This window comes from Lactobacillus nasalidis, assembly GCF_016587775.1.
In the GTDB taxonomy this organism is placed as follows: Bacteria; Bacillota; Bacilli; order Lactobacillales; family Lactobacillaceae; genus Lactobacillus; species Lactobacillus nasalidis.
Window position 1 is genome coordinate 1 of the sequence record NZ_BOCG01000345.1, and the last position, 15967, is coordinate 15967.

The window sequence follows — 15967 nt, forward strand, 5'->3', positions numbered from 1 at the left end:
TGGCATCAGCTGCTCTTTTGGCTGCCTGCGGCAGCAACAGCAGTAGTTCTTCTTCTTCCTCAAAGAAGACTTTGAACTGGACGGTTGCCTCTGAAATTCCAACGATGGACATGTCCAAGGCTACTGACGCCACTTCCTTCAACCAGCTTTCAAACACCATGGAAGGTTTGTACCGGCTGGGCAAGAACTCCAAGTTGGAAAAGGCTTTGGCTACCAGCGAAAAGGTTTCTAAGGACGGGAAGACCTACACTTACACTTTGCGCAAGTCCAAGTGGAGTGACGGCAGCGAAGTAACTGCTAAGGACTTCGTCTACTCATGGCGCAGAACCGTCAACCCGAAGACTGCTTCTCAATATTCCTACCTTTTCAGCGGCATCAAGAACGCTGACGCTATCGTTGCCGGCAAGAAGAAGCCTGAAACTTTGGGCGTCAAGGCTGTCGGCAAGTACAAGCTGGTTGTGACTTTGGAACGCCGGATTGCCTACTTTGACAAGCTGATGGGCTTTGCGGTCTTCTTCCCGCAATCAGAAAAGGCTGTCAACAAGTACGGCTCCAAGTACGGTACTGCTTCCAAGTACATGCTCTACAACGGTCCGTTCAAGCAAACCGGCTGGACTGGCTCAAACCTGTCCTGGAAGATGGTCAAGAACCCATACTACTGGGACAAGAAGAACGTCAAGCTTGACACTATCACTTGGAGCGTGCAAAAGACTCCGTCAACTGCCTACAACCTGTACCAGTCAAACAAGCTGGACTACACTGGCCTTGACGCTTCACAAACCAAGCAATTGAAGAACCAAAAGGGCTACGTGACTCTGAACCAGGGCGCAACCTTCTACATGCAGTTCAACCAAGCCAAGAACAAGTACCTGGCCAACACCAACGTCCGCAAGGCCTTGTCACTGGCTGTTGACCGCAAGGGTCTGACTTCATCACTGGGCGGCAACAGCGTGCCAGCCAACACTTTGACTCCAACTCAACTGACTGAAGTCAACGGTGAAGACTACACCAAGCGGATCTCCAAGTCTGCTGAAAGCTACTACCCAGCAAGCCCGAACAAGAAGGAAGCTATCAAGTACATGAACAAGGGCCTGAAGGAACTTGGCGTAAGCAAGTTCAGCTTCAAGATCCTGTCTGACGACACTGATGCCGGCAAGAAGACGACTGAATACCTGCAATCAACCTTCGAATCAACCTTCGGCAGCAAGGTCAGCGTCAGCGTGCAAAACCTGCCGTTCAAGACCCGTCTGTCACGGTCAACTTCAGGTAACTTCGACATCGTTATCTCCGGCTGGAGTGCCGACTTCGCTGACCCGATCTCCTTCCTGGACCTGTTCACTTCAACCAACCCAGAAAACAACGGTAAGTGGAAGAACTCAAGCTACGACAAGCTGATCGCTGACTCCAAGACGACTGCTTCAACCAGCAAGCGTTGGAGCGACTTGACCAGTGCTGAAAACATCCTGCTTAACAACGTCGGTGTTGCTCCGCTTTACTACAACACTAACGCTGCTTTGATCCGCCCAACTGTTAAGGACGTATACCAAAACCGTGGGACTTGGAACTTCAAGGACACTTACATCAAGTAAAAAATATGCAAAAGAAGAGGTTAAAACCTCTTCTTTTTTGTTAATCTTCAAATAGATGAAATAATATGATACTTTTTCTTAAAATTACTTGAAAATGCTTAAGAGTAGCACTACAATGAAAACAACATTAAAAGCTGCTGTGGTGCTTTAATGCGGTCGGTCGCGGCCGCTGAGTGCTGTGTCAGTTGCTGTTTAAGCAAGGAGAAAAAGATGAAATTTTCTAAGAGTTTAAGTTTGGGAGCCACGGTTTTGGCTTCAGCAGCGTTGCTCGCTGCTTGTGGTAGCAATAGCAGTTCTTCTTCCAGTGCCAAGAAGACTTTGACTTGGATGGATTCAGCCGAAATTCCGACGATGGACTTGTCAAAGGCCACCGACGCGGCTTCCTTCAACCAAATTTCCAACACGATGGAAGGTCTTTACCGGCTGGGCAAGAACTCCAAGCTGGAAAAGGGCTTGGCTACCAGCGAAAAGGTTTCTAAGGACGGGAAGACCTACACTTACACTTTGCGCAAGTCCAAGTGGAGCGACGGCAGCGAATTGACTGCCAAGGACTTCGTCTACTCATGGCGCAGAACCGTCAACCCGAAGACCGCTTCTCAATATTCCTACCTCTTCAGCGGCATCAAGAACGCTGACGCCATCGTTGCCGGCAAGAAGCCGGTAAACTCTTTGGGGATCAAGGCTGTCGGCAAGTACAAGCTGGTTGTGACTTTGGAACGCCGGATCTCATACTTTGACAAGCTGATGGGCTTTGCCGTCTTCTTCCCGCAATCAGAAAAGGCCGTCAACAAGTACGGTTCCAAGTACGGTACTGCTTCCAAGTACATGCTCTACAACGGTCCGTTCAAGCACGTTGGCTGGACCGGGTCCAACCTGTCTTGGAAGATGGTCAAGAACCCATACTACTGGGACAAGAAGGATGTCAAGCTCGACACCATCAAGTGGTCTGTTCAAAAGACGCCATCAACCGCCTACAACCTGTACCAGTCAAACAAGCTGGACGCTACGGCGCTTGACTCCTCACAAACCAAGCAGCTTAAGAACCAAAAGGGCTACACTGAACTTAACCAGGGCGCGACCTTCTACCTGCAGTTCAACATTGCCAAGAACAAGTACCTGGCCAACGCCAACATCCGCAAGGCCTTGTCATTGGCCGTCAACCGGAAGGGCTTGACCACCACTCTGGGCGGCAACAACCAACCAGCCAACACTTTGACTCCAACCCAATTGACCAGCGTCAACGGGGAAGACTACACCAAGCTGATCCCAAGCTCAGCTGAAACTCTGTACCCATCAAGTCCGAACAAGAAGGAAGCTGTCAAGTACATGAACAAGGGCTTGAAGGAACTTGGCGTAAGCAAGTTCAGCTTCAGAATCCTGTCTGACGACACTGATGCCGGCAACAAGACGACGGAAGCTCTGCAGTCAAACTTTGAATCAACCTTCGGCAGCAAGGTCAGCGTCAGCGTGCAAAACCTGCCGTTCAAGACCCGTCTGTCACGGTCAACTGCCGGCAACTTCGACATCGTTGTCTCCGGCTGGAGCGCCGACTTCGCCGACCCAATCTCCTTCCTGGACCTGTTCACTTCAACCAACTCTGAAAACAACGGTAAGTGGAAGAACTCAACTTACGACAAGCTGGTTGCTGACTCCAAGACTACTTCTTCAGCAAGCAAGCGCTGGAGCGATCTGAGCAAGGCTGAAACCATCCTCCTGAAGGATGCCGGGATCTCACCATTGTACTACGACACTAACGTCTGGATGATCCGTCCAAGCGTCAAGGGTGTCATCCAAAACCGTGGGACTTGGAACTTCAAGGACGCCTACATCAAGTAAAGACAAGCTGTTAACAGCTTACAAGAAAACGCCGGAAGGCGTTTTCTTTTTTGTCTATTTTATTTTTAAAAAAGGGGTTGAAAATTAAAAATCCGCTAGTTATAATTAGATATAACTTATATGTTTTAATTTTAGTCTAATTTGTGTTTGACATTTTCATATACGAGGTGTGATTATGAGAAAAGAGAAGCTTTTCGCAGCCGGTTCAGTTTTAGTAGCCTCAGCTGCACTTCTGGCTGCCTGCGGCAGTTCCAGCTCCAGCAAATCCAGTTCATCATCCAAGGCACAGAAGCTGTCCTGGACTGAAGCCGCTGAATTGACGACGATGGACCCGTCAAAGGCCACCGACCGTTACGACGCTGACCAATTCAACAACGTCATGGAAGGCTTGATCAGGCTTAGCAACAATGCCAAGGCCACTCCGGGCATCGCCAAGAGCTGGAAGGAAAGCTCTGACGGCAAGACCTGGACCTTCAACCTCCGCAAGGGTGCCAAGTGGACCAACGGGGATGAAGTTACCGCCCAAGACTTCGTCTACTCCTGGAGAAGAACGGTCAACCCGAAGACCGCTTCAGAATACGCCTACCTTTTCTCCGGCATCAAGAACGCTGACCAGATCGTCGCTGGCAAGAAGGCCGTCAACACTTTGGGCATCAAGGCCGACGGCAAGTACAAGCTGACGGTCAGCTTGGAACGGAGAATCCCGTACTTCAAGCTTTTGATGGGCTTCTACATCTTCTTCCCGCAAAACCAGAAGTTCGTGGAAAAGTGCGGGAGCAAGTACGGCACGGCTGCCAAGTACGTCCTCTCAGACGGCCCGTTCAAGATGACTGGCTGGACCGGGACCAACCTGTCTTGGAAGCTGGTCAAGAACAACAGCTACTGGGACAAGAAGAACGTCAAGCTGGACCAGATCAGCATGAGCGTGCAAAAGACCCAGTCAACTTCCTACAACCTCTACCAAAGCGGCAAGCTGGACGAAACCAACTTGAACGCGCAACAGAGCAAGCAGCTTAAGGGGACGACCGGCTGGACTGTCAGAAAGTTCGCTTCAACCAAGTACCTGCAATACAACATCGCCAAGGACAAGAACCTGGCTAACGCCAACCTGCGTAAGGCCATCTCCCTGGCCATCAACAAGAAGGAACTGGCTACGACTGTCGGTGCTGCCAACAACCCAGCCGTTTCCTTCACTGCAGCCGGGATCACCGACTCAAGCACTGGCAAGGACTTCTCAAGCGAAGTACAAACCGCTGCTACCAAGGCTGTTCAAGGCTACAACAAGACCAAGGCCAAGGAATACTACCAAAAGGCTCTGAAGGAACTGGGCAAGAAGCAGATCACGATCAACCTGCTGGGTGACGACACTGACGACGCCAAGAAGGTTACCGAATTCATCCAAAGTGCCCTGGAATCAACTCTGGGCATGAAGGTTGAAGTTTCCAACGTGCCATTCAAGACCCGTCTGTCCCGGGTATCAAGCCTGAAGTTCGACGTCGTTGCCACTGGCTGGACTGCCGACTTCTCTGACCCGATCTCCTTCCTGGACCTTCTGACTAAGGGCAACGCCTACAACTACGGCAAGTGGCAATCAACTGCCTACAACAAGAACGTTTCCCTGTCCAAGACGACCAGCTCAACTGCAGCCCGCTGGAAGGCTATGGTTGCTGCTGAACGGGCCCTGCTTGAAGACCAAGGTGTCACTCCTCTGTACTACACCAACGAAGCTACCCTGGTTAAGACCAGCGTCAAGGGCGTTGTCTTCAACGGTGCCGGCTCACCTTACAACTTCAAGGAAGCCTACATCAAGTAGTTTTAAAATTTGACTTTTAGATCCGCTGAGCAGAATCTGCTCGGCGGATTTTTTAGTTTTCGGGGCCTTTTTCTTAAAAAAATCATGTTCTGTGCCTTATGATTTGTCAAAGAAACTGAAGTATCCTATAATTAAAAAATGATTAGATGCTGATGAATTGCTAGAGATGTGTTTGACAAACATTTTTGATTTAGAGAGGACAAAGCAGTGAGGAATTTTAAAAAGATTTTGACGGCGACCGTTGCCGTATCCGGAGCCTTTTTGCTGGCTGCCTGCAGCAAGACCAGCACCAAAACGGCCAGCACGTCCAGCAGCGGCTATGAAAAGTCGATCAACTGGATGACGACATCAGAATTGGAAAGCCTGGACCCGGCCAAGGCCGATGACACGGCCAGCGAAGAACAGATTGCCAACACCTATGAAGGTCTTTACCGGCTGGGCAAGAACTCCAAGACCATTCCCGGGGTAGCGACCAGAAGCGAGACTTCAAAGGACGGCCTGACCTGGACCTTCTACTTAAGAAAGAACGCCAAGTGGTCCAACGGCGACCCGGTAACGGCAGAAGACTTCGTCTACGCCTGGCGCCGGCAGGTTGACCCTAAGACTGCTTCCAGCCAGGTCAACAACTATGAAGGCATCAAGAACGCCATCGCGATTTCTGAAGGCAAGAAGAAGGTTTCCAGCCTGGGCGTCAAGGCTGTCGGCAAGTACAAGCTGGTAGTGACTTTTGAAAAGAAAATTCCTTATTTTAAAGTCGTGACTGCCATCAGTTTAAAGCCGCTGGACAGCAAGGCCGTCAAGAAGTACGGCAAGAGATACGGCACCAAATCCGCCTACGCGGTCTATAACGGCCCGTTCAAGTCCGTCGGCTGGACTGGGTCCAACCTGACCTGGAAGCTGGTCAAGAACCCTTATTATTGGGACAAGAAGGCTGTCAAGCTGCAGACGATCAATTACAGCGTCCAGAAGACCCCTTCGACCGACTACAACCTCTACCAGACCGGCAAGCTTGACGCGGCCCTCCTGGACACGCAGGCGGCCAAGAGCATGAAGAACAAGAAGGGCTATCGGGTCCTGACTTTGGGGAACACGACCTACCTCTGCTACAACTACAAGAAGAAGAAGATCTTCCGCAACGCCAACCTGCGCCGGGCCATCTCCATGGCCATCAACCGCAAGCAGCTGCTGTCCACGATCGGGACTTACAACACCCAGGCCAAGACCTTCTCAGCCACCAACGTGGTCCTGGACGGGCAGAACTTCGCCAAGGAAGCAGAAAGTGCCAACTCCAGCGTGAACAAGTACGTCGAATACAACCTGAAGTCGGCGCGCAGCTACTTCAAGAAGGCTTTGAAGGAGCTTGGCGTCAAGAAGGTTTCCTTCACGCTGATGGCGGATGACGACGACTCCTACAAGAAGCAGACTGAGTTCATCCAAAGCGCCTTGACGGAGGCTTTTGGCAGCCAAATGAAGGTTTCCGTAAGCAACCTGCCAAAGACGACCCGGGTTTCCAGACAAATTGCCAATAATTTTGACGTCGTTTTGGGCGGTCTGACCAGCGACTTCCCGGACCCATACCACTTCCTGGCCTACATGCAGTCAGGCCAGACTTACAACTTCGGCAAGTGGAGCAACAAGGAATACGACAAGGCAGTCCAGGCTTCTCTGACCATGGACAAGACCAAGCGCCGCAAGGCTTTGCTCAAGGCTGAAAAGATCCTGGTCGACCAGGAAGCCATCAGTCCGCTTTATCACGCCGGCCAGGCCTGGATGATCAGACCAAACATCAAGAACCTGGTCTTCAACGGTGAATACCCCGACTTTAAGACGACCTACGCGGTTAAAAATTAAAATTTCCCCGTGGTATAATTGAAAGTTGAGATGTTAGCAATAACAACTCAACTTTTTGTTTTTTCGGACTGTTATATACGGAAATACAATAAAATTTGCTGTTAAAGAGGTGAGGCGGCCAAAGCCTGTTCGGGCTGAAGTTAAGAAAATTAAGTTTTTCAGACTAAAGGCTTAACATTATTACCTTAACCGAACACTTATTTTAAAAGTGGCGGTCTAAGTTCTGGATAGGTTCAATTAAAGAAAAAATCAAAGTTTAAGTTAGTTACCAGAAACGCGAAAAATAGGGGCAAAAGGCCCGTAATGCTTGACTTATAGGGGCACAGTTTTATATTATCGTATGGTAATTTCTTTATTTTTTGGTATAATAAGAAAAACATTAAAAATGTAATGCTGATTAAAGCAAAAAAGTGTAAGGAGCAATACTATGGCTAAATACTTACTAAAACGTATTTTCTACATGATCCTCACTTTGTTTCTCGTGGCAACGATCACCTTCTTCCTGATGAAGATGATGCCTGGTTCACCATATGCCAACGAAGCAAAGATGACGGCTACCCAAAAGGCAATCATGAACAAGCAGTACGGCTTGGACAAGCCTGTCATCCAACAGTACATCACCTACCTGGCGGGCGCAGCGCACGGTGACTTTGGGATTTCATTCCAATACAGCAACCAGCCTGTTTCCAGCTTGATCGGGGCACGTTTGGGCGCTTCTGCCCAATTGGGTCTGCAGGCTTTGATTGTCGGGGTTATTTTGGGGATTATCATTGGTTCAATCGCAGCCATGAACCAAGGTACCTGGATCGACTCAACCGCGACTATCGTTTCCATCATCGGTAAGTCCGTTCCTAACTTTGTTTTGGCGGTATTGCTTCAATACTACATCGGCCTGAAGCTCGGCTGGTTCCCAATCGCCGGCTGGGGTGAGGCATCCGAAACAGTGATGCCGACGATCGCCCTCTCGGTAGGGCCGCTGGCGGAAACAGCCAGATTCATAAGAACGGAAATGGTCGACACCTTGAGTTCCGACTATGTCGAACTCGGCAAGGCCAAGGGGCTCAGCCGGATCGAAGTTATCAGAAAGCACACCCTGCGTAACTCAATGATTCCGCTGGTTACCCTGATCGGGCCATACGCCGTAGCGCTGATGACCGGTTCAATGGTTATTGAAAACATCTTCAACATTCCTGGGATCGGTGAACAGTTCACCAAGTCAATCCTGACCAACGACTACCCAACCATCATGGGCGTAAGTATGGTTTACTGCTTCGGCTTGGTCGTAATCCTGCTGATTACTGACATTGTGTACAGTCTGATTGATCCACGGATCAGATTGACTGACTAACGGAAAGCGAGGTTAAATCAATGGATCAAGACGCAAGTAACGTAAAGATCACACCTGAATCCTTTGAACACGTGCAAAAGGGTGACACGCAAAGCGCGGAACACATTTCCGGTCCCTCACTTTCTTTCATGCAAAACGTGTGGATCAGATTCAAGAGCAACAAGGCAGCGGTTATTTCAGCCGTGATCATCATCGTGATGGTGCTCATCGCCTTTGGTTCAAGCTTCTGGATCAACAACTCCAGCTTGGTCAAGTCGGCGCCGCAATACGCCAACCTGCCAGCCAAGTGGAAGGGCTTTGACTGGCTCAACGGCTTGAACGGCAAGATCAAGCAAAACGGCGTCTGGACTGATGCTTACGCTTCAGTACCAGCCGGCAAGTACTTCGTGGCTGGGACCGACTACCTGGGCCGGTCACTGGCACAAAGAATCATCTACGGTACTAAGATCTCCTTGATCGTTGCCGTGGTTGCCGCCTTCTTCGACCTGGCCATCGGGGTTACCTACGGGATCATCTCCGGCTGGAAGGGCGGCATGACTGACAACATCATGCAACGGATCATCGAAATCATTTCTTCAATTCCGACTCTGGTTATCGTTGTTTTGATGCTGGTTGTTTTGAAGCCTGGTATCACTTCCATCATCCTGGCCCTGGCCATTTCATCCTGGACCACGATGGCGCGGCAAATCCGGGCCGAGACCCTGTCTTTGAAGAATGAAGAATACGTTTTGGCAGCCCGGTCACTGGGTGAATCAACCTTCAAGATCGCTACCAAGCACCTCATTCCAAACCTGTCCAGTATCATCATCATTCAAACCATGTACACCATCCCAAGCGCGATCTTCTTCGAAGCCTTCCTGAGTTTCATCGGTATCGGTATTTCCGCGCCGGAAACTTCTCTGGGTGTGCTTTTGAACGAAGGGCAAAAGAACTTCCAGTTCCTGCCATACCAAATGTGGTATCCAGCTGCAGTCCTCTGCGTTTTGATGATTGCCTTCAACCTGCTTGGCGACGGTTTGCGTGATGCCTTCGACCCTAAGGGCCAAAGATAAGGGAGACGAACATATGGCAAATAGAATTTTAGACGTTAAAAACTTAAAGATCGACTTCCATACTTACGCTGGTGAAGTCAAGGCCATTCGTGACGTTTCATTCCACCTTGATGAAGGTGAAACTTTAGCGATCGTTGGTGAATCCGGCTCAGGCAAGTCAGTTACGACCCGGAGCATCATCGGTCTTTTGGCCAAGAACTCCCAGATCATGGGCGGCCAGATCCTCTTCCACGGCAAGGACCTGCTGAAGATTTCTGAAAAGGAATGGCAGCAGATCCGTGGTAACCAGATCGCCATGATCTTCCAGGACCCGATGACTTCCTTGGACCCGACCATGAAGATCGGCCAGCAGATCGCTGAACCGCTGATCAAGCACAAGGGCGCTTCCAAGAAGGAAGCCTGGGCTAAGGCCTTGGAAATGATGAAGGCTGTTGGTATTCCGAACGCTGAAGAAAGAATCAACGAATACCCGCACCAATTCTCTGGTGGTATGCGGCAAAGAATCGTTATCGCCATTGCCTTGATCTGTGAACCGGAAATCCTTTTGGCCGATGAACCAACCACGGCCTTGGACGTTACTGTTCAAGCGGAAATCCTGGACTTGATGAAGGACTTGCAAAAGCGGGTCAAGACTTCAATCATCTTCATCACTCACGACTTGGGCGTCGTGGCCGGGATGGCTGACCGCGTTAACGTTATGTACGCCGGCGAATTTTTGGAAAAGGGGACGGTTGATGAAATCTTCTACAACCCGCAACACCCTTACACTTGGGGCTTGATCAACTCCATGCCGACTTTGACCAGTGAAAAGCTGGAATCAATTCCGGGGACTCCGCCAGACTTGCTTGATCCGCCAAAGGGCGACCCGTTCGCTCCGAGAAACAAGTACGCGATGAAGATCGACGCGCAGATGAAGCCGCCATTCTTCAAGGTTTCAGAAACCCACCAAGCTGCCACCTGGCTCCTGCACCCAGACGCTCCGAAGGTTACTCCGCCTGATGAAATCGTGCGTCGCTGGGCCCACTACAAGGAACTGCAAGCAGCTGACAAGGATTAAAGGAGAAGCAGAATATGCCAGAAGAAAGAAAAAAGATTTTAGAGGTCAAGCACTTGAAGCAATACTTCAAGAACGGGCGCAACGTCACCAAGGGTGTCGACGACGTCAGCTTCGACATCTATGAAGGTGAAGTCTTCGGTCTGGTTGGTGAATCAGGTTCCGGTAAGACCACCACTGGCCGGTCAATTTTGCAGCTGTACAAGCCAACGGCCGGTGAAGTCCTCTTTGAAGGCAAGGATGTTACCAAGCTCCGCGGCCGCGATGAGCAATTGGCTTTCCGCCGCGACGCGCAGATGATCTTCCAGGACCCTTACGCTTCCCTTAACCCAAGAATGACGGTTGAAGACATCATCGCGGAAGGGTTGGACATCCACCACTTGGTAAACAGCAAGGAAGAACGGCGCAAGCGGGTCGAAGACCTGCTGGAAACGGTTGGTTTGAACCGTAACCACGCTTCCCGTTTCCCACACGAATTCTCCGGTGGTCAGCGGCAAAGAATCGGGATCGCCCGGGCTTTGGCCGTTGAACCGAAGTTCATCGTGGCCGACGAACCAATTTCAGCCTTGGACGTGTCCATTCAGGCTCAGGTTGTCAACTTGATGATCGACTTGAAGAAGCAGCGCGACTTGACCTACCTCTTCATCGCCCACGACTTGTCCATGGTTAAGTTCATTTCCGACCGGATCGGGGTTATGCACTACGGCAAGCTGCTGGAAGTCGGCAGCGCTGACGAAGTCTACGACCACCCGCTGCACGACTACACCAAGAGTTTGATCTCTGCCGTGCCGCAGCCAGACCCGGAAATCGAACGTTCCCGCAAGCGGATCGACTACGAATACGGCAAGTTCGAAGGCGACGGCAAGGACGACCAACGGACGATGCACGAAATCCGTCCGGGTCACTTTGTCAAGTGTACTGACGATGAAGTTGCCTACTACGAAAAGGTTGCCCAAAGCTACGAAAAGTAGTCTGAGAATAATGCACTAAAAAAAAGAGCTCAACTGAGCTCTTTTTTATTTTGCTTGATTTTTGTTTTTCCTTAAGCCAGGGAGTCCCATGGGGCCAGTTCAACCGGAGTTGAAGAGAGCAGTTCTTGCTGGTCCTTGGTCAGGTATTTCTTGTGGACAACTACTTCGTAGACATATTCCTTGAACCAGTTGTGGCTCATGACGAAGAAGCCCTTTTCCCCGGACTTGTCGCCCCAGGAGTTTTCCACCTTCCATTGGCGGATGTCGCCGGCGTCTTCATCAACCCCGACTAAAGTCATGGCGTGGGAAACTTCCCCGACGCCGGTTGCCAGGCGGTCAGCCTTGGACAGGCTCAAATCAACGTCAAAGAGGTCTTCCAGCTTGTAGAGGTCGGTGTCCAGGTAGCCGGTCTTGCGGTCCATTTGCCGCAGGACGTCGTTGCCGAACCAGACGGCTTCCCCGTCCTTCAATTGGGCAAGGGCAGCTTGCTCCAGGTATTCCATCGGCACGTTCAAGAAGAGGATCGGGCTGCCGCCTTCAACATTGTCTTCAGCGCCCAGGTGGTAGAGCTTGCCGTATTCATGGTCTGGCGCGTTGGTCAGAACCACGTAGTCGTCCAGGTCGACGTCAAAGTACTTGTTGAAGAAGGAGACTGGAGTCAGGTTCTTTTCCAGATGGTAGCCCTTGTCGTCGTCTCTGTATTCCAAATCAAAGGTCTTAGGCGGCTCACCAACGGCGATGGCGACCATCCGGTAGATTTCATTCAAGAAGGTCTTGCGGGCCTTCTCCAGGCCTTCCTGGTCGCCTGCTTGGGCCAGGCGGCGCAGGGTCAGAGCGTCCTTTCTTTCCTTGTCAGCCAAGGCGCTGGCCAGGCCGGCCGTAGCGGAAGTGTTGAAGCTTTCCGGCATAACGTAGCTTGGTACGACCCCGTACTTCTTGACTAAAGAGATAGCCATGTGCCATTGGCCGCCGTCGTGGCCGGCAAAGTCGAAGTAGCTGCGGACTTCCCGGTCGTCTAATGGCTTGTCGGCGGTTTCGATCACTTTTTCATAGAAGAGGTTGGCTCTTTCCAGCTTGTCCCAGAAGAAGTTGTAGCTTTGGGACAGGGTGAAGTTCTTGGCCTTGTGCTTGGCGCCGAAGTTGTGGCGCAGGATGTTCATGGTTGAGAAAAGCCAGCAGCGGCCGGACTGCTTTTGGTTGGTAACGTTGTCCGTTGGCAATTCAGTTGAAAAGACCCGGGTCAGGCGGGCAGCCACGCGTTCGTTGTAGGAAGCTTCCAAAACGCCGCTTCTAGCGGCAGCACGGGCGATGACCTGGTTCTTCGGGTCAGCATTGAAATTGGCGCTGAATTCCGCCAATTCCTGCAGAGTTAATTCATGACTCATGTGTTTTTTCTCCTTTTTTGTCTGTGATACTGCTATCTTACCGTTAAAGCGAAGATAACACAAATTTTGCTATTGATTTAATATCCACGGATAGGGCTGATTATGGAAAATATAGGAAAAAGTTTCATATATTTAATGCAATATTATAATAGCACTTTACTTTTTTATTGCCTATTTAGAAGATGCCATGGTCAACACGCTCTCTGGTGGTGAGCAACAGCGGGTATCACTAGCTAGAGCAATTTTGAAGCCAGGTCATCTTGTCTTAGCGGATGAACCAACTGGAGCACTTGACCCGCAGCATGCTGAAGTTGCTTTCCAGGAAATTAAAAGATTACAGACTGAGTACGGTAAGACGATCATTATGGTGACTCATAATATAAAAGAGGCAAGGCAAGCAGACCGGGTAATTGAACTTAAAAATCAGATGACCGTAAACTAAAAAAGTTGTTAGAACCAATTTGCAGTTCTAACAACCTTTTGTTTTGTTTATTTAAATCAAAGAATCCCAAGGATCAAGTTCGATCGGCTGACTCCTGAGCAGATCCAGGATTTCAGCCGGCACGTGCTTCTTTTGCACGGCGACCTCGTAGGTGTATTCTCTGAACCAGTCAGCGCTCATGGTGAAGTAGCCCTTTTCCCCGGACTTGTCGCCCCAGGAGTTTTCCACCTTCCATTGGCGGACTTGCCCGCCGTCCACGTCAACGCCGACCAGGGCCATGTCGTGGGAAGATTCCCCGATCCCGGTAGCCAGGCGGTCAGCCTTGGACAAGTGGCTGTCGATGTCCAAAAGCTGGTCCAGCTGGTAGAGATCCAGGTCCATGAAGCCGGTCTTGCGGTCCATCTGCCGGCCGACGTCATTGCCGAACCAAACAGCTTCCCCGTCCTTCAGTTGGCTAATAGCCGCGTCTTCCAGATATTCCATCGGCACGTTGATGAAGAGGTTAGGGTAGCCGCCCTTAATGTTGTCTTCAAAGCCCAGGTGCAAGACCCGGTTCATTTCATGGTCAGGGGCATTGGCTAGGACCACGTAGTCGTCCAGGTCGGTCGCGCAGTACTTTTGGTAGAACTGAACCGGAGTCAAGCCCTTGTCCAGGTGGTAGTTCTTGTCGTCGTCTCTGAATTCCAGGTCAAAAGTCTTCGGCGGTTCACCCAAGGCCGTAGCCATGATCCGGTAGATTTGGCTTAAAAAGTCGGTCCGGGCCGCTTCCAGCTTTTCCTGGTCGCCTGCTTGCGCCAACCGGCGCAGGGTCAGGGCGTCTTTTCTTTCCTTGTCGGCTAAAACCGTGTCCAGGGCCTGGCTGTGGTTGCTGTTGAAGCTTTCCGGCATGGCATAGGTCGGCACTACCCCGTATTTGGCGATGAGGGATGCTGCCATGTGCCACTGGCCGCCGTCGGTCTGGCACCAGTCAAAGTAGCCCCGGACCGTCCGGTCGTCCAAGGGGCGGTCAGCCGTTTCAATGATCCGGTCGTAGAAGTAGTTGGCCCGCTCGATCTTGTCCCAGAAGAAGTTGTAGCTCTGGGAGAAGGTGAAGTTCTTGGCCTTGTTGGCCTTGCCAAAATTGTGCCGGACCACGTTCAAGGTCGAGAAGAGCCAGCAGCGGCCGGATTGCTGCTGGTTGGTGACATTGTCAGTGTCCAGTTCGATGGAAAAAGTCCGGTTCAGCCTTTGGCTGACGGCCGGGTTGTAGGCAGCTTCCAAGAGCCCGCTTCTTCTGGCAGCCCGGGAAATTACCTGGCTTTTCGGATCAGCGTTGAAATCCCGGCTGAAGGCTTCCAGCAGCTGGGGGCTTAATTCGTGTGACATAAAAAATCTCCTTTGCGTAGATGATTACACAACAATCTTACGCTAAAGAGGGCAAAAAAAGAAGCCCTCGCGGGCTTCCCTAAGCGCTCCTGCGCTTATTCAATCGTAATCGTGTCTTCGTTTTCTTCAGGCGCTGCCTTTGGCAGGGTAACCGTCAAAACGCCGCCGTCAAGCTTGGCGGTGATGGCCTTCTTGTCAACGTTCGGCAAGTTGAAGCTTCTGGAAACGGAGCCTTCGCTGCGCTCCTGGCGAACCAGGTTCTTCTTCTTGTCGCTGTCGTCCTTGAAGGTGCTGCGGTGGCCGGAGATCGTCAAAATCCCATCGCTGTAAGCCAGGTGGATGTCATCCTTGCTCATGCCCGGCACGTCGACTTTGACGGTGTATTCGTGCTCATCTTCGGCAACGTCCGATTGCAAAATGTTTCTGAAGGCGTGGCTGTCCAAGAAGTCCTTGGAGTTGTCAAGCCAGCCGCCCATGTGGTCGAACAAGTCGTTGTAACGGTTCATTAAATCATTAGTCATAATCTAAAACTTCCCTTCAACAAATTATTCAATTGACACCGGGTTGGGGAGAAGCGGTGGAGCCGCTTTCTTTCCCGACAACTATATTATAGTCTCTTTTTGGAAAAATGGTGCAATTAGCACTCGACTTTTTTTGACTGCTAACGAAAATTTTTGGCAAAATTTACCGGGCGGGCTATAATGTTAGAAAAATGGAATGGAAAGGCGACTGGCAAGCATGGTATATTATCAAAAAATGACCCCGGAGGGCTACAAGCAGATCGAAGACGAAATTGCCGCCTTGAAGGCTGACCGGCCCCGCCGGGTGCAGAACCTGAAGGAGGCCCGGGCCCTGGGCGACTTGTCCGAAAACACGGAGTATTCGACCGCTAAAAGGGAACTCCGCCATCTGGACAGCCGGGTCCGCTATTTAAACAAGCAGCTGAAGTACGCGGAAGTCATCGAAACGGTCAACGACGGCAAGGTCAACCTGGGCAAGCAGGTGGAAATCCGCTATGAGGACGACAAGGAAGTCGAAGAATACCGGATCGTCGGCCGGATGGAAGAGGCCGTAGGCGACGAAAAACTGCCTTTTGACTCGCCTTTGGGCCATGCCTTGATGAAGCACAAGGCCGGAGACCGGGTGACGGTGGAAGCGCCGATGGGCAATTATGAAGTGACCATTTTGTCGGTCAAGTAGAAAAAACAAAAAAAACGTTTCGCCTGGTGATATGACCCCCGAAATTAGGACACTAATTTCG

The 15967-nt window shown here is 50.9% G+C and carries 14 protein-coding genes; 10 read left to right on the forward strand and 4 right to left on the reverse strand.

Annotated elements, in window-relative coordinates:
- Nucleotides 1-1589: peptide ABC transporter substrate-binding protein (locus lacNas_RS06600; RefSeq protein ID WP_201346710.1), on the forward strand; the 1589-nt coding region annotated here is incomplete at its 5' end.
- A 110-nt stretch (nt 1590-1699) separates the two neighbouring features.
- Here the strand turns inward: lacNas_RS06600 and lacNas_RS14245 are convergent.
- Entirely contained in the window at nt 1700-1960 is a 261-nt protein-coding gene (locus tag lacNas_RS14245; RefSeq protein WP_244660701.1) for a hypothetical protein, read from the reverse strand.
- On the opposite strand from lacNas_RS14245, the gene lacNas_RS06605 reads away from it, so the two are divergent.
- From lacNas_RS06605 to lacNas_RS06635, 7 genes are all read left to right on the forward strand, one after another.
- A complete protein-coding gene (locus lacNas_RS06605) occupies nt 1854-3425 on the forward strand; it encodes a peptide ABC transporter substrate-binding protein (RefSeq protein WP_307865704.1) in 1572 nt (523 codons plus the stop codon). The genes lacNas_RS14245 and lacNas_RS06605 overlap by 107 nt on opposite strands.
- Nucleotides 3426-3600: 175 nt before the next feature.
- Nucleotides 3601-5238, forward strand: coding sequence for a peptide ABC transporter substrate-binding protein (locus tag lacNas_RS06610; RefSeq protein ID WP_201331225.1), 1638 nt, complete (start codon nt 3601-3603; stop codon nt 5236-5238).
- Nucleotides 5239-5445: 207 nt separating this feature from the next.
- Complete coding sequence (locus tag lacNas_RS06615) at nt 5446-7089, forward strand: peptide ABC transporter substrate-binding protein (protein ID WP_201331226.1); 1644 nt, start codon at nt 5446-5448, stop codon at nt 7087-7089.
- A 427-nt stretch (nt 7090-7516) separates the two neighbouring features.
- Nucleotides 7517-8437: an oligopeptide ABC transporter permease gene (opp3b, locus tag lacNas_RS06620; protein WP_201331227.1), complete on the forward strand. Its 921-nt coding sequence runs from the start codon at nt 7517-7519 to the stop codon at nt 8435-8437.
- 20 nt (nt 8438-8457) lie between these two features.
- Nucleotides 8458-9489 carry an ABC transporter permease gene (locus tag lacNas_RS06625; RefSeq protein WP_201331228.1) on the forward strand — a complete coding sequence of 344 codons (1032 nt, stop codon included), beginning with the start codon at nt 8458-8460 and terminating at the stop codon, nt 9487-9489.
- A 13-nt stretch (nt 9490-9502) separates the two neighbouring features.
- Nucleotides 9503-10546, forward strand: coding sequence for an ABC transporter ATP-binding protein (locus lacNas_RS06630; RefSeq protein WP_201331229.1), 1044 nt, complete (start codon nt 9503-9505; stop codon nt 10544-10546).
- 14 nt (nt 10547-10560) lie between these two features.
- The gene (locus tag lacNas_RS06635) at nt 10561-11514 is read left to right on the forward strand and encodes an ABC transporter ATP-binding protein (protein ID WP_201331230.1); all 954 of its coding nucleotides are present in this window, start codon (nt 10561-10563) and stop codon (nt 11512-11514) included.
- A gap of 71 nt (nt 11515-11585) precedes the next feature.
- Here the strand turns inward: lacNas_RS06635 and lacNas_RS06640 are convergent, their stop codons facing one another.
- Nucleotides 11586-12899: a C1 family peptidase gene (locus lacNas_RS06640; RefSeq protein WP_201331231.1), complete on the reverse strand. Its 1314-nt coding sequence runs from the start codon at nt 12897-12899 to the stop codon at nt 11586-11588.
- Nucleotides 12900-13086: 187 nt separating this feature from the next.
- On the opposite strand from lacNas_RS06640, the gene lacNas_RS06645 reads away from it, so the two are divergent.
- A complete protein-coding gene (locus tag lacNas_RS06645; protein WP_201331232.1) occupies nt 13087-13341 on the forward strand; it encodes an ATP-binding cassette domain-containing protein in 255 nt (84 codons plus the stop codon).
- 51 nt (nt 13342-13392) lie between these two features.
- On the opposite strand, the gene lacNas_RS06650 is transcribed toward lacNas_RS06645, so the two are convergent.
- Nucleotides 13393-14706, reverse strand: a complete 1314-nt coding sequence (locus tag lacNas_RS06650; RefSeq protein WP_201331233.1) for a C1 family peptidase — start codon at nt 14704-14706, stop codon at nt 13393-13395.
- Nucleotides 14707-14801: 95 nt separating this feature from the next.
- Nucleotides 14802-15227, reverse strand: a complete 426-nt coding sequence (locus tag lacNas_RS06655) for an Hsp20/alpha crystallin family protein (protein WP_201331234.1) — start codon at nt 15225-15227, stop codon at nt 14802-14804.
- 217 nt (nt 15228-15444) lie between these two features.
- On the opposite strand from lacNas_RS06655, the gene greA reads away from it, so the two are divergent.
- Nucleotides 15445-15906, forward strand: coding sequence for a transcription elongation factor GreA (gene greA / locus lacNas_RS06660; RefSeq protein WP_201331235.1), 462 nt, complete (start codon nt 15445-15447; stop codon nt 15904-15906).
- Nucleotides 15907-15967: the final 61 nt, after the last annotated feature.